The sequence below is a fragment of the Saccharopolyspora montiporae genome (assembly GCF_015209505.1).
Classification (GTDB): Bacteria; Actinomycetota; Actinomycetes; order Mycobacteriales; family Pseudonocardiaceae; genus Saccharopolyspora; species Saccharopolyspora montiporae.
In genome coordinates, this window is the sequence record NZ_JADEYC010000012.1 from 26,404 (window position 1) to 39,743 (window position 13,340).

Consider the following 13,340-nt stretch of genomic DNA (forward strand, 5'->3'; position numbering starts at 1 on the left):
TCCGCCCGCGGGCTCCACCGCACCGTCCGGAATCGGCGACCGCGGGTCATCCCGCGGGGACGATCACCAGCACCGGCTTGGCCGCGCGACCCCGATCCTGCACCAGTGCCACCGCCCGGCCGCGCGGGTCGAACATCCCGTAGGTGCCGTCCACCCCGGCGGCGGTGACCTGCTGGCCGTGCGACAGCGCCCGCGCGGTGCGCTCGTCGACGTCGCGCCGCGGGAAAGCCGCCTCGACGGCCCGATCGATGTCCAGGGACAGCCCGGGCTCGTCCGCCAGGTGGTCCAGCGTGCGGGCGGTGGCCAGCCCGAACGGGCCGACCCGGGTCCGGCGCAGCTCGCCCAGGTGCCCGCCGACACCCAGCGCGGCGCCGAGGTCGCGGGCCAGCGCACGCACGTACGTGCCCGAGGAGCACTCCACCAGCACGTCCAGCTCCGTGCTGCTCGCGCAGCGGCGCAGCGCGAGCAGGTCGAACCGGGTCACCGAGACCGGGCGGGCCGCCAGTTCCACCTGCTCACCCGCGCGGGCCAGCTCGTAGGCGCGGCGCCCGTCGACCTTGACCGCGCTCACCGCGCTCGGCACCTGCTGGATGTCCCCGGTCAGCTCGGCGATCCCGGCGCGCACCGCCTCCTCGCCGACTGCGCTGCCGTCCGCCTCGGCGAGGACCTCGCCCTCGGCGTCGTCGGTCGTGGTCGAGGCACCGAGCCGGATCGTGGCCAGGTACGCCTTGGTGTCCAGAGCCAGGTGCCCGAGCAGCTTGGTGGCCCGTTCCAGCCCCAGCACCAGCACTCCGGTGGCCATCGGGTCCAGGGTGCCCGCATGGCCGACGCGCCGGGTGCCCATAATCCGCCGCACCCGGGAGACGACATCGTGCGAGGTCATCCCGGCGGGCTTGTCCACGATCAGCAGACCGGGGTCGACAGCGGTGGCGGGAGTGCGGGCGCGTTCGGACACGGCTGCCCATCATCCTCGACGCGCTCCGCTCGCCGGCGGCCGGGGAGCCCGGATCAGCTCCCGGCCCGGACGGCACCCACCCGCGCCCACTTCCCCGACCGGGCCCGGAGCAGCAAGGTGACCAGCCGGAGCACCATGAACAGCGACAGCCCGGTCCAGATCCCCATGAGCCCCCAGCCGAACGCCAGCGACAGCCAGATCATCGGCAGGTAGCCGATCACCGCGCTCAGGATCGTGGCCGTGCGCAGGTAGGCGGCGTCCCCGGCGCCGAGGAAGACGCCGTCCAGCGCGAAAACGACCCCGGCCACCGGCTGCAGCCCGACGAAGAACCACCACGCCGCGGGCACCACCGCCAGCACCGCCGCATCGGCCGTGAACAGCGGGGGCAGCACACCGGCCAGAGCCGCGAACAGCGTTCCCAACAGGATGCCGAAACCCAGCCCGTACCAAGTGATCTGCCGGGCGATGCTCTTCGCGCGCGGAGCCGAGCCGGCCCCCAACGCCGCCCCGACCAGCGACTGCGCAGCGATCGCCAACGAGTCCAGCACCAGGGACAGGAACGTCCACAGCTGCCAGACCACCTGGTGCGCGGCCGCCGTTTCCGCACCGGTCCGGGCGGCGACCGAGGTCGCGGACAGGAAGCACGCTTGGAAGGCCAGCGTGCGCAGCACCAGGTCCCGGCCGAGCCCGAGTTGGGCGCGCATCTGCGCCGGAACGGGCCGCAGCGGGACCCGCTCGACGATCAGCGCCCGGATGAACAGGGACGCGGCGATCGACTGGCCGACGAGGTTGGCCACCGCGGAGCCTTCCAGTCCCCACCCGACCGGATAGACCAGCACCGGGCACAGCACCGCGGACACGCCGTTGCCCGCGAGCACGTAGCGCAGCGGGCGGACCGTGTCCTGCACACCGCGCATCCAGCCGTTGCCGGCCAGGGTCACCAGGACCATCGGCGCTCCGCACAGCGCCACCCGCAACCAGGACGCCGCGGCATCGGCCACCGGGCCCGGACCGGCGAGCAGTTCGGCCACCGGGACGGCCAGCAGTTGGGCCAGCACCAGCAGCACCGCGCCGACACCGAGGCCCAACCAGGTCGCCTGCACGCCCTCGGCCACGGCCGCCGCGCGCTGCCCCGCGCCGTGCAACCGGGCGGTGCGCGCCGTCGTGCCATAGCTGAGGAACGTCAGCTGGGTGGACACGAGGGTGAACAGCGTGCCGCCCAGGGACAGCCCGGCCAGTGGCACGGCACCCAGATGCCCGACCACCGCGGTGTCCACCAGCACGTACAGCGGTTCGGCGGCCAGCACGCCAAGGGCAGGCACCGCCAGCCCCAGCAGACGCCGCGGCGCGACGCGCTCGGCAGGATCGGACACGGCAACTCCCAGCAGACAACCCCGGCGGGACCGCGGGAAGGCTACCGGCGCGCGATCCGGGGGCCGGGGTGAGGCTCCCGGTCAGCCCTCCGCCAGCGCCGCCCGCAGCTCGCGCAGGATCACCGCGGGTTCCGCGCGGGAGGTGAATCCGGAAGCCAACCGGTGCCCGCCCCCGCCGCACGCGGTCGCGGCACGGCCCACGTCCACCCGGCTGTCCGCACGCAGCGAGACCGACCAGATCCCCGGCGCGGTCTCCTTGAGCACCGCGGCCACCTCGGCTTCCGACGTGGTCCGCAGGAGGTCGATGACGCTGTCCACGTCCTCCCCGCGCACCCGGCACATCGCCGACCACGGCACGGCCGCGTGCACCAGGCCCAGGCCCGCGGCGGCATCCGGTTCCAGATGCGCGTCCGCGAGCACCTCGGACAGCACGCCGAGCCAGGTGAACGGGTGGTCGTCCAGCAACGGGCGCAGGATCGCGTCCGGGTCGATGCCGGTGGACAGCAGCCGGGCCGCCACCCGGTACGCCTGCACCCCGGCGGCCCGGAAGGAGCGGGTATCGGTCGCCAGCCCCGCGTAGAGGCAGCGCGCCACCTGCCGGTCGAGCTCACCGCCGAGCTCGTCGACGAGCCGCAGCGCGAGCAGCGCGGTCGCCTCGGCCCGCTCGTCGATGATGTTGACGGTGCCGTAGCGGGGATTGCCCACGTGGTGGTCGAGGACCACCACCGGACCACCCGCACCAGCGGTCGCGGCGACCCGGTCGGCCAGCGGGCCGAGCCGTTCCAAGCTGCCGGTGTCGCACACCACGAGCGCGGACGGCGTCGCGGGGACCTGGTGCACCGGGACCAGCAGCCCGTCGGTGTCCAGTGCGCGCAGCGCTTCCGCCGGTTCCGCGGGCGCGCCGAACGCCACGCGCACCACCGCGCCCTGCCGCTGCAGCACCCGCCCCAGCGCCAACGCGCTGCCGAGCGCATCGGCATCCGGGTTGACGTGCGCGAACAGCGTCACGTCGGGTGCGGCGGACAGGATCCGGGCCGCTGCGGCGAACTCGCCCGGCTCCGGACCGACCTGCGGATCACCACCGGGTGGGTCCGCAGCGGGGTCGGTATCGGGCTGCCCGCGCACAGGTTCACCTCCAGACGAGGGCGGCCGCTCGGCCGCCATCACCCAACCGATCCCATGCGGACCCGCCGCTCAACCACTCTGTGAGCCACCGCGCAGATCGGCACCCGAAATCGGGTCGGCCCCTGCACCACCGGTGTCCGCACCGTCATCCGCGGTGTCGGGCTCCTCGTGCTCCGGGCGGTACGGATCGGCGTCCCCCGCGGGCTGGGCTCCGGAGGCCAGCCGCGCGACCTCGGCATCGGCTTCCTTCGCGCGGGCCAGCAGCTCGTCCATCCGGCGCGCGTTGTCCGGCAGGGTGTCGGCGACGAAGGTCAGCGTCGGGGTGAAGCGCACCCCGGTCTGCTGCCCGACCCGCGAGCGCAGCACACCGGTGGCGCTGCTCAGCGCGGCCTCGGTCGAGGCGTAGTCGGCGTCATCGCCGAAGACGGTGTAGTAGACGGTGGCGTCGCGCAGGTCCGGCGTCACCCGGGCGTCGGTGATCGTCACCATCGCCAACCGGGGGTCCTTGACCTCGTGCTCAAGTCCGGAAGCCACGATCTGGGCGATGCGCTTGGCCAGCTTGCGGGCGCGTGCCGTATCGGCCACGGCGCACCTCCTTCGGATATAGCGATGTTGGGAATGCTTGCTCGGCGGTGCGGGCGGCGAACCCCACTGAAAGCGGCTGCCCCGCTGCGGACGCGGCGTTAGTCATCCGGCCCCAGCATCCGGTGCCTGGCGGAGAGCAGATCCAGTTCCGGGCGCGCGGCGACGAGCCGCTCGCACGCCTCCAGGACTTCGCGCACGTGCACCGCGTCCCCCGCCACGGCGGCCATGCCCAGCTGGGCCCGCCGGTGCAGGTTCTGGTCGCCGGTCTCGGCCGCTGCCACGTCGAACCGGCGCCGCAGCTCGGCGATCACCGGTCGCACGGCGGAGCGCTTCTGCTTCAGCGAGTGGACGTCACCGAACAGCACGTCCAGCTCCAGCGCTCCCACGTACATGGGCGTGTCCTCACACTGGGCGGATCCGGGCGGGGACCTGGTCGTCAGGCCCCCGCCCGGCGTCCGGATCAGGTGCGCGGCTTCTCGCGCATCTCGTAGGTCTCGACGAAGTCGCCGACCTTGATGTCGTTGTACGACCCCAGGGTCAGACCGCACTCGAAACCGTCGCGGACCTCGGTCGCGTCGTCCTTGAACCTCTTCAGCGAGTTGACCGTGAGGTTCTCGGCGACCACCACGTTGTCGCGCAGCAACCGGGCCTTGGCGTTGCGCCGCATGATCCCGTCGGTGACCATGCAACCCGCGATGCTGCCCACCTTCGAGGACTTGAAGACCTCGCGGACCTCCGCCCGGCCGAGCTCGTGCTCCTCGTACTCGGGCTTGAGCATGCCCTTGAGGGCCTGCTCGATGTCCTCGGTGGCGCGGTAGATGACCGAGTAGTACCGGATCTCCACGCCCTCGCGGTTGGCGACCTCGGCCGCCTTGCCCTCGGCCCGGACGTTGAAGCCCAGGACGATGGTGTTCTCCGCGGTGGCGAGGTTGATGTCCGACTCGTTGATGCCACCGACGCCCCGGTGGATCACCCGCAGCTCGACCTCTTCACCCACGTCGATCTTCGACAGGGACTCTTCGAGGGCTTCGACCGTCCCCGAGTTGTCACCCTTGATGATCAGGTTGAGCTGGTTGGTGTCCTTGAGGACCTTGTCCAGGTCCTCCAGGCTGACCCGCTTGCGCTTGGCGGCGTTGGCGGCCTCGCGCAGCCGGGCACCCCGGCGGTCGGCGATCTGGCGCGCGGTCCGGTCCTCCTCGACCACGAGGAACGTGTCGCCGGCTCCCGGCACCGAGGTGAACCCGATGACCTGCACCGGCCGCGAGGGCAGCGCCTCCGGCACGTCCTCGTCGTTCTCGTCGATCATCCGGCGGACACGCCCGTAGGCACCGCCGGCGACCACCGAGTCACCGACCTTGAGCGTTCCGCGCTGCACCAGCACCGTGGCCACCGGTCCGCGACCGCGGTCCAGGTGCGCCTCGATGGCCACACCCTGCGCGGACATGTTCCGGTTGGCCCGCAGGTCCAGCGTCGCGTCCGCGGTGAGCAGCACCGCTTCCAGCACGCTTTCGATGTTCTGACCCTGCTTGGCGGAGATGTCCACGAACATCGTTTCGCCGCCGTACTCCTCGGCGATGAGGTTGTACTCGGTCAGCTGCTGGCGGACCTTGTCCGGGTTGGCGCCCTCGACGTCGATCTTGTTGACCGCGACGACGATCGGCACGCCCGCGATCTGGGCGTGGTTGATCGCTTCCACCGTCTGCGGCATGACGCCGTCGTCGGCGGCGACCACCAGGACCGCGATGTCGGTCGACTTCGCACCGCGAGCACGCATGGCGGTGAACGCTTCGTGCCCCGGGGTGTCGATGAACGTGACCGGGCGCTCGACGCCCTCCAGCTCGGTGACCACCTGGTAGGCACCGATGTGCTGGGTGATGCCGCCGGCCTCGCCCGCCTGCACGTTCGCCTTGCGGATGGTGTCCAGCAGCCGGGTCTTGCCGTGGTCGACGTGACCCATCACGGTCACCACCGGCGGACGGGCCGCCAGCTGCTCGTCCGAGCTGTTCGGGTCGCCGAAGTTGATGTCGAACGACTCCAGCAGCTCCCGGTCCTCGTCCTCCGGGCTGACCATCTCGACCTTGTAGTTCATCTCCTGGCCGAGGAGCTCCAGCACCTCGTCGGAGACGGACTGGGTCGCGGTGACCATCTCACCGAGGTGGAACATCGCCTGCACCAGCGAAGCCGGGTTGGCGTTGATCTTCTCGGCGAAGTCGGTGAGCGAAGCACCGCGGCGCAGGCGCAGCGTGTCGCCGTTGCCGCGCGGGAGGCGGACGCCGCCGACCGACGGCGCCTGCATGTTCTCCATGTACTCCTGGCGCTTCTGCCGCTTCGACTTGCGACCGCGCTTGGCCGGACCGCCGGGCCGCCCGAAGGCACCCGCCGTACCGCCACGACCGCCGCCGGGACGACCGCCGCCGCCCGGACGACCGCGGAAACCGCCGCCGGCCGGGGCGCCGCCACCACCGGGCGGGCCACCGCCACCGGGACGACCACCGCCGCCACCACCGGGTCCACCGCGACCGCCGCCACCGGGACGACCGCCGCCGGGACCACCGGGTCCACCGCCGGGACCGCCACGGCCACCGCCGCCACCACGACCAGCACCGGGACCACTGCCGCCGCGCGGCGGGCGGGGCGGCATCATGCCCGGGTTCGGACGCGGGGGCATCATGCCCGGGTTCGGACGGGAACCGTCGCCCTCACCGCGCGGCTGCGAGCCCGCGGCCGGAGCGGTTCCAGCTCCCTGACCACCCTGCTGGCCGCCCTGCTGCTGGCCACCGCCCTGGCGCTGCTTGCCGGGACCCTGACCGCCGCCCTGCTTGCCACCGCCCTGGCCGGACCGCGGAGGGCGCTGCTGCGGCGAACCGCTGCCGACGCCGAACGGGTTGTTGCCGACGCGCGGGGACCGCGGACCGGGCTTGGGGGCCTGCGGACGCGGCGGCACCACACCGGCGTCGCCCTCGGCGTCGCCGCCCTGCTTCGGACCGGGCTTGGGGCCGGGCTTCGGGCCCGGCTTCGGGCCGGGCTTGGGCTCGGCCTTGGCGGCCGGGGCCTGCTCGCCCTGCTGCTGGTCACCGGCCGGTTCTGCCTTCGGCTCCGGCTCAGGCTCGGGCTCCGGCTTCGCGCTCGGCCGCGGGCCCGGCTTGGGACCGGGCTTGGGGCCCGGCTTCGGCCGATCGCCCGCCGGCTGCTCCGGGCGCGGACCGGGCTTGGGCGCGGCCGGGGCCGAACCCTGCTCGGACGCGGCGGGAGCGGACGCTTCCTTGCCGCCGGACTCGCCCTTCTTCGCCGCGGGCTTGACATACGCGTCCCGCAGCCTGCGCGCGACCGGGGCTTCCACGGTGGACGACGCCGACTTCACGTACTCGCCCTGTTCGGCGAGCTTGTTGAGAACTTCCTTGCTGGTTACGCCGAGCTCTTTGGCGAGCTCGTGTACGCGGGCCTTGCCTGCCACTGCTCTCCTCATCTGGTGAGGCCGGGCGGCAGTCCCGCACGACCTCGTCCTATCGCCGATGCGCGTTCATGGCTTCAGCTTCACGGCTGATTCATGACGGGTCGACCTGCTTTCCTTCTGATGCCTGGCGCGGGACGGATCCCGCGTCGGTCATGACGTGAGCCCCCTGACCCGAGGACCGGCCGCTCAGGTGTTCCTGCACGACCGAGGTGTCGACCGGGCCGGCCACGCGCAGCGCGCGCGGAAAAGCCCGCCGACGTTCCGCTCGGCGGAGGCACTTCGGGTCGGGGTGCACCCAGGCGCCCCGACCCCGCCGCCGACGCCCGGGATCGGGAACCGCAACGGAACCCGACGGACCGGACTCGGCAACCACACGTAGTAGCTCGCTGTTCGACGTGCGGTGACGACAACCCACACAGGTACGCACCGGCACCGGCTGCACACCGGCCGCGCCGGACACACTGCTGCGGATCACCGCTCCCCTCGCGTAGAACTGCCCGTGATTCTAACCCTAGGACCTCACTCGGCCGAACCCACGGTCGGCAGCTCGTCCACCACGGGCTCCAGACCCGGGTCGGCCCCCGTGGGCACCACCGGCGCATTGCCCGCCGACGTGGTCGGCGAACTGGGATCGGCGTCACTGCGGATGTCGATCCGCCAGCCGGTCAGCCGCGCGGCCAGCCGTGCGTTCTGACCTTCCTTGCCGATGGCCAGCGAGAGCTGGAAGTCCGGCACGATCACGCGCGCGGTCTTGGTCCGCTCGTCGACGACCTCCACCGAGACTACCTTCGCCGGGGAGAGCGCGTTGCCGACGAACGTGGCCGGGTCCTCGGAGAAGTCGATGATGTCGATCTTCTCCCCGCCCAGCTCGCTCATGACGTTGCGTACCCGGGCCCCCATCGGTCCGATGCAGGCACCCTTGGCGTTGACCCCGCTGACCGCCGAACGCACCGCGATCTTGGACCGGTGCCCGGCCTCGCGGGCCACCGCCGGGATCTCCACCGTGCCGTCGGCGATCTCCGGGACCTCCAGGGCGAACAGCCTGCGCACCAGGTTGGGATGCGTGCGCGAGAGCGTGATCTGCGGGCCGCGCGTGCTGCGCGAGACCCCGACCACGTACGACTTCACCCGGGTGCCGTGCTCGTAGTTCTCCCCGGGCACCTGCTCGGCGGTGGGGATGATGCCTTCGCTCTCCCCCACCTGGACGATGACCATCCCGCGCGAGTTCGCCCGGGCGTCGCGCTGGATGACGCCGCCCAGGATCTCGCCCTCCTTGGCGGAGAACTCGCCGTAGGTCCGCTCGTGCTCCGCGTCGCGCAACCGCTGCAGGATCACCTGGCGCGCGGTCGTCGCGGCGATACGGCCGAACCCCTCGGGGGTGTCGTCCCATTCCTCTTCCGCGGTCCCATCCGGTGCCAGGCTGTGCGCGAGCACCCGGACGATGCCGGTCTTGCGATCGACCTCCACCCGAGCGTGCGGCTGGTGCCCCTCGGTGTGGCGGTAAGCGGTGAGCAGTGCCGATTCGATCGCTTCAAGGACCGTTTCGAACGGGATGTCCTTGTCGCGTTCAATCGCCCGCAGCGCCGCGATGTCGACGTTCACCTCGACTCCTCCGTGTCTTCCCGGTCGTCCCCCTGCTGGGAAACGCCGCCCGCAGCCCGGTCGAGCTTCTTCAGCTCCTCCGCCGGTGGTTGCTGGAACTCCACCTCGACCACCGCGCGCTCAACCTCACGGTAAGCCACTGTGCGCAGTTCTCCACCGGTCAGCACCAGCACAGCGTCCTCGTCGGCCGCACCCACGCGGGCGTGCATCGCCGCACCATCGGCCAGCTTGATCTTCACGAGCCGGTTGCGCGCCCGCCGCCAGTGCCGGGGCCGGGTCAGCGGCCGGTCCACGCCGGGCGAGGTCACTTCGAGGGTGTAGGACCCGGCGAGCACGTGCTCGTGCGCATCCAGGACCTCGGAAACGGCATGGCTGACGTCGGAGATCTCGTCGAGCCCGACCCCGTCGTCGGAGTCGATCACGACCTTGACCTGCCGGCGCCGGCCGGCCTGCTGCACGTCGAACTCCTCCAGGTCGAAGCCCGTCCGAGACACGGCCTCGGCCACGACGGGCTCCAGCTGCGCGACGACCTCACCGCGCGGCGGGCTGGACACGTTGGCACTCCTCGGGGTTCGGCTGGCGGTCCTGGCGGACCGGTGGACGATGAGCTCGCGGCGGCGGAAACGTCCCGCCCGGTTGCCGGCGCGCGGGACCCGCGACCGGTGCTGCCCGTGCCGGCCGCGGCCGTCCAGCGTATCGCGTCCGTTCCCGCTGCGGCTCGGCGTGGCACCCTTCGATCGACGGATCGCAGCTGGTACGCGCCGACCGGGCCCGCACCCGATCCGCCGGGCCGATCACTGGCAGGATGGGTGATCGTGGATGCCCCCTCCAGCACCCGGCACACCCGGGCGACCCCGTCCCGCCGGGGTCTGCTCCGCCTGCTCGCGGCGGCACCGGCGCTGGCGCTGACGGCCACGGCCTGCGCCGGCGACGACGACCCGGATCCGCTGGTCCGCCCGGCCCGCGCCGCGAAGTCCGATGCCGCGCAGGCCCGGGCGATCGCGCAGCAGCACCCCGAGTTGGCCGAGGCCGCGGAGGAGGTCGACCGGGTCCGCTCGGCGCACGCCCGCTCCCTGCTGCGCGAGATCGACCGGGTCGCCCCGCGGGACCCGCAGGACCCGTCCCCGGTCCCCGATCCGCCGCCCGGCCGGGCACCGGGGAGTTCGGAGGCCGCGAGCGAGGAGCTGCGCACCGCACTGCACACCGCCCAGCGCTCGGCCGCGGACCTGGCCGTCGGCTTGCCCCCGAACCGGTGCGGGCTGGTCGGTTCGGTCGCAGCCGGGTGCGCGAGCCTGCTGGAGGTACTCGGATGAGCGACCCCGCACCCGAAGCCGTCGAAGCCCTGCGCAGCGCACTGCAGGCCGAGCACGCGGCGCTGTGGACCTGCGGGCTGGCCACCGCGTTCGCCGGCGCGGAACGGGTGAGCAGCGCCGTCCACGAGGCGACCGCCCAGCACGAGCGCCTCCGGGACGGCGCCGAGCAAGCGCTGCGCCGCATCGGGCAGACCCCGCCCGCGGCACGCCCGGCCTACGACGTGGGCAGCAGGCCGGAGGACGAGAACTCGATGATCCGCGTGCTGATCACCGCCGAGACGGACTGCCAGGTGGGCTGGCGCTCGGTGCTGGACACCGCCGGGGACCGCGGGGTGCGCGAACTCGCCCTGGACGGCCTGACCACCGCGGCCACCCGCGCCACGCGGTGGCGGATCACCGTCGGCGAGCGCCCGGCGGCCGCACCGCTGCCCGGTGATCCGCGCAGCTGAGCGCGCGCCGACTGCCGGACCGGGTCACTGGTCGTCCTGCTTCTGCCCGAGGTTGAGCGCGTCCTGGGTGACCTGCAGCAAGGTCGGATCCTTGCGCGGGGTGTCCTGGTCGAAGTACGCGGAGTCGCCGATGACCACGAGCCTGCCCTGCCGCTCCGATCCGTAGGCGCGATCGCCCAGCGGCGGCATCTCCTCGGTGCCCGCCCGGCCGTCGTCGACCAGGTCGCGGATGTTGCCGGTCCCGTCCCGGGTGGTGAGCTCGTCCAGGCTGCGTGCGGTCGCCTCGTCCGGCATGAGCACCGTGACCACCGACGTGAGCGCCCGTTCCCCGTCGGGCAGCGTCGTCGTGTACAGCGCGCGGGTGAGGTGCTCGCACTCGGAATCGCCGAAGAACTCCTGGATGCGGTCGGTGGAGACCTGCTGGCATCCCTGGAACGCCTCTTCCCGGTGCACCGGCTGGAAGTCGTGCTGGGTCTGCGGCTCCGGTGGCGGAGCCGCCTCCTCGTCACCGCCGGGCCGCACGACCAACCACAGCAGCCCGGAGATCAGCGACACGGCGAACAGCGCGAGCCCGCGCAGCACCCAACCACCGGGGGTGATCTTGCCGCGCTGCCCGCCGGGTCCCGGACCGCCCACCGGCGGTTGCTGGTTGGTCGGCGGGTAACCGGGCGGAGGGCCGCCTCCCGGCGGCGGCGCGGGGTGGGCTCCCCCGTGTCCCGGGTGCGGGCCCGGCTGGCCGGGAGCCGCGAAGGCCGGGCGCGTGGCGTCCGGCGGATTCGTCGGCGCGCGGTCGGGCCTGATCCGGGAATTGTCGCGCCGCAGCGGGGTGGTCTCACGCTGCGTGTTCGTCTGCGAACCCGGCATCTCGTCGGGCGCACCTGTTGGATCCGGCACGGGTGAACACGGTAGCGGGTTCCGGCTGCGGAGCGAACACCACGCAGCTGCCGATCCGGGCACACCCGGTGGCCACCGGGTGTCACCCGCGCAGCGCGCGGACCGCCATCCCGAGGTCGCGGCGATCGTTGTACAGGTGGAACGCCAATCGGGCCCGTCCCGCGCGCACGGCGCAGCGCACCCCGGCGCCGGTGAGTTCGGCCACCGCGGCCGGGTCGTCGAGCTGCACGATCGCCGATCCCGCAGGCGGCAGGCCCAGTTCGGCGCGCAGTTCGTCGGCCAGTCCGGCGCAGTGCGCGCGGACCTGCTCCGGATCCAGCTCGGCCAACCAGGGAACCGCGGCCGCCGCTCCGACCTGCGCCAACCACACCGGGGAGAGGTCCAGGGACCGCGCGTCAGCGGCCAACCGCAGCGGCAGCCCGTAGGTGGTGTCCCAGCGGTCCTCGCCGGCGAACCAGTTCGCCGCGCCGGGACGCAGCGCCGGGGCCTCCGGATGCGCGGCCAGCCAGGACGCCCCGCGCGGCGACAGCAGCCACTTGTACCCGGCGCAGACCACCCAATCCGCCCAGTCCAGGCGGGACGGCAGCCAACCGAGCGCCTGGGTGGCGTCCACCAGCACCCGCGTCCCGCCCGCCCGCGCCGCCGCGCGCAGCGCGTCCAGGTCGGCGAGCCGGCCGTCCGCCGACTGCACCGCGCTGACCGCCACCAGGTCGTGCTCGGCGGCCAGTCCGGGCAGATCGGCCAGCTCCGCTTCGGTGACCCGCACCCCGCGGTCGGCGTGCGCGGCGAACGGGAAGGTGACGCTGGTGAACTCGCCGCGCGCGGTGAGCACGCTGCTGCCCGGCTGCAGACCGGCCGCCACCAGGCCGACCAGCTGCGAGACGGTGGCACCCGACGCGATCCGCTCGGCCGGCACACCCAGCAGCCCGGCGAATGCCGCGCGGGCCCGCTGCACCGACTCGTCGAACTCACCCGCCGTACTGCGCCCGCCGCTCCAGCGCTGCACGGCCTCGGTCACCGCGCGGGCGACGGGAGCGGGCGGAATCCCGATGCTGGCCGTGTTGAGGTAGCCGTCCGGCACGTCGAACTCGGTTCCGAATGCTGTTCGCACGGACACACCGTCGACCCGTCGGGCCACCGTGGCAAGACCCCCGGCGATTTACCGTGGTGACATGCGGAGCGAGGAGATCGAGGTCCGGACCGGGGCGCACGAGGTCGTGCACGACATGACCGACGAGTGCGGCCGGTTCCTGCGTTCGGCCGGTGCTGCGGACGGGTTGCTGCACGTCTGGGTCCCGCACGCCACCGCGGGACTGGCCGTCATCGAGACCGGCGCGGGCAGCGACGACGACCTGCTCGCCGCGCTGCGCGACCTGCTGCCCAAGGACTCGCGCTGGCAGCACCGGCACGGCTCGCCCGGGCACGGGCGCGACCACGTACTGCCCGCGCTGGTACCGCCGGACCTGACCGTCCCGGTCCTCGGCGGACGACTCGCGCTGGGAACGTGGCAGTCCGTCTGCCTCGTGGACACGAACGTCGACAACCCGGTCCGCACGGTGCGGCTGAGCTTCCTGGCGGGCTGACCCGCCG

Annotated in this window: 14 protein-coding genes; 3 read left to right on the top strand and 11 right to left on the bottom strand. The window is 73.1% G+C overall.

The window, feature by feature from the left end:
• Window positions 1-46 precede the first annotated feature (46 nt).
• From truB to rimP, 9 genes are all read right to left on the bottom strand, one after another.
• Window positions 47-955, bottom strand: coding sequence for a tRNA pseudouridine(55) synthase TruB (truB, locus tag IQ251_RS07600; RefSeq protein WP_193927764.1), 909 nt, complete (start codon window positions 953-955; stop codon window positions 47-49).
• A gap of 53 nt (window positions 956-1,008) precedes the next feature.
• Complete coding sequence (locus tag IQ251_RS07605; RefSeq protein WP_193927765.1) at window positions 1,009-2,328, bottom strand: MATE family efflux transporter; 1,320 nt, start codon at window positions 2,326-2,328, stop codon at window positions 1,009-1,011.
• An 81-nt stretch (window positions 2,329-2,409) separates the two neighbouring features.
• Complete coding sequence (locus tag IQ251_RS07610; protein WP_370591270.1) at window positions 2,410-3,357, bottom strand: DHH family phosphoesterase; 948 nt, start codon at window positions 3,355-3,357, stop codon at window positions 2,410-2,412.
• A 165-nt stretch (window positions 3,358-3,522) separates the two neighbouring features.
• Window positions 3,523-4,038, bottom strand: coding sequence for a 30S ribosome-binding factor RbfA (gene rbfA, locus IQ251_RS07615; protein ID WP_193927767.1), 516 nt, complete (start codon window positions 4,036-4,038; stop codon window positions 3,523-3,525).
• Window positions 4,039-4,136: 98 nt separating this feature from the next.
• Window positions 4,137-4,430, bottom strand: a complete 294-nt coding sequence (locus IQ251_RS07620; protein ID WP_193927768.1) for a DUF503 domain-containing protein — start codon at window positions 4,428-4,430, stop codon at window positions 4,137-4,139.
• A 68-nt stretch (window positions 4,431-4,498) separates the two neighbouring features.
• A complete protein-coding gene (gene infB, locus IQ251_RS07625) occupies window positions 4,499-7,492 on the bottom strand; it encodes a translation initiation factor IF-2 (RefSeq protein WP_193927769.1) in 2,994 nt (997 codons plus the stop codon).
• Window positions 7,493-7,583: 91 nt separating this feature from the next.
• Window positions 7,584-7,967, bottom strand: coding sequence for a YlxR family protein (locus IQ251_RS07630; protein ID WP_370591255.1), 384 nt, complete (start codon window positions 7,965-7,967; stop codon window positions 7,584-7,586).
• 44 nt (window positions 7,968-8,011) lie between these two features.
• The gene (nusA, locus tag IQ251_RS07635; protein WP_193927770.1) at window positions 8,012-9,094 is read right to left on the bottom strand and encodes a transcription termination factor NusA; all 1,083 of its coding nucleotides are present in this window, start codon (window positions 9,092-9,094) and stop codon (window positions 8,012-8,014) included.
• Window positions 9,091-9,648 (bottom strand): ribosome maturation factor RimP, encoded by a 558-nt coding sequence (gene rimP, locus IQ251_RS07640; protein WP_193927771.1) that lies wholly within the window; start codon window positions 9,646-9,648, stop codon window positions 9,091-9,093. Before rimP ends, nusA begins: the two co-directional genes overlap by 4 nt.
• Window positions 9,649-9,909: 261 nt before the next feature.
• Here rimP and IQ251_RS07645 point away from each other — a divergent pair, with 261 nt between their 5' ends.
• Window positions 9,910-10,407: a twin-arginine translocation signal domain-containing protein gene (locus IQ251_RS07645; RefSeq protein ID WP_370591256.1), complete on the top strand. Its 498-nt coding sequence runs from the start codon at window positions 9,910-9,912 to the stop codon at window positions 10,405-10,407.
• Window positions 10,404-10,856 (top strand): ferritin-like domain-containing protein, encoded by a 453-nt coding sequence (locus tag IQ251_RS07650; RefSeq protein ID WP_193927772.1) that lies wholly within the window; start codon window positions 10,404-10,406, stop codon window positions 10,854-10,856. The genes IQ251_RS07645 and IQ251_RS07650 overlap by 4 nt, the downstream gene beginning before the upstream one ends.
• 24 nt (window positions 10,857-10,880) lie before the next feature.
• Here the strand turns inward: IQ251_RS07650 and IQ251_RS07655 are convergent, their stop codons facing one another.
• Both IQ251_RS07655 and IQ251_RS07660 read right to left on the bottom strand, forming a co-directional pair.
• Window positions 10,881-11,492 carry a hypothetical protein gene (locus tag IQ251_RS07655; RefSeq protein ID WP_228046346.1) on the bottom strand — a complete coding sequence of 204 codons (612 nt, stop codon included), beginning with the start codon at window positions 11,490-11,492 and terminating at the stop codon, window positions 10,881-10,883.
• 340 nt (window positions 11,493-11,832) lie between these two features.
• Window positions 11,833-12,861, bottom strand: a complete 1,029-nt coding sequence (locus tag IQ251_RS07660) for an aminotransferase class V-fold PLP-dependent enzyme (protein ID WP_193927773.1) — start codon at window positions 12,859-12,861, stop codon at window positions 11,833-11,835.
• Window positions 12,862-12,922: 61 nt separating this feature from the next.
• Here IQ251_RS07660 and IQ251_RS07665 point away from each other — a divergent pair, with 61 nt between their 5' ends.
• Window positions 12,923-13,333, top strand: coding sequence for a secondary thiamine-phosphate synthase enzyme YjbQ (locus tag IQ251_RS07665; protein WP_193927774.1), 411 nt, complete (start codon window positions 12,923-12,925; stop codon window positions 13,331-13,333).
• The last annotated feature ends 7 nt before the right edge of the window (window positions 13,334-13,340 follow it).

Bases quoted from the DNA above. Each gene is read 5' to 3' on its own strand.
- IQ251_RS07620 (WP_193927768.1), bottom strand. From the start codon at position 4,430: ATGTACGTGGGAGCGCTGGAGCTGGACGTGCTGTTCGGTGACGTCCAC.
- IQ251_RS07650 (WP_193927772.1), top strand. From the start codon at position 10,404: ATGAGCGACCCCGCACCCGAAGCCGTCGAAGCCCTGCGCAGCGCACTG.
- IQ251_RS07665 (WP_193927774.1), top strand. From the start codon at position 12,923: ATGCGGAGCGAGGAGATCGAGGTCCGGACCGGGGCGCACGAGGTCGTG.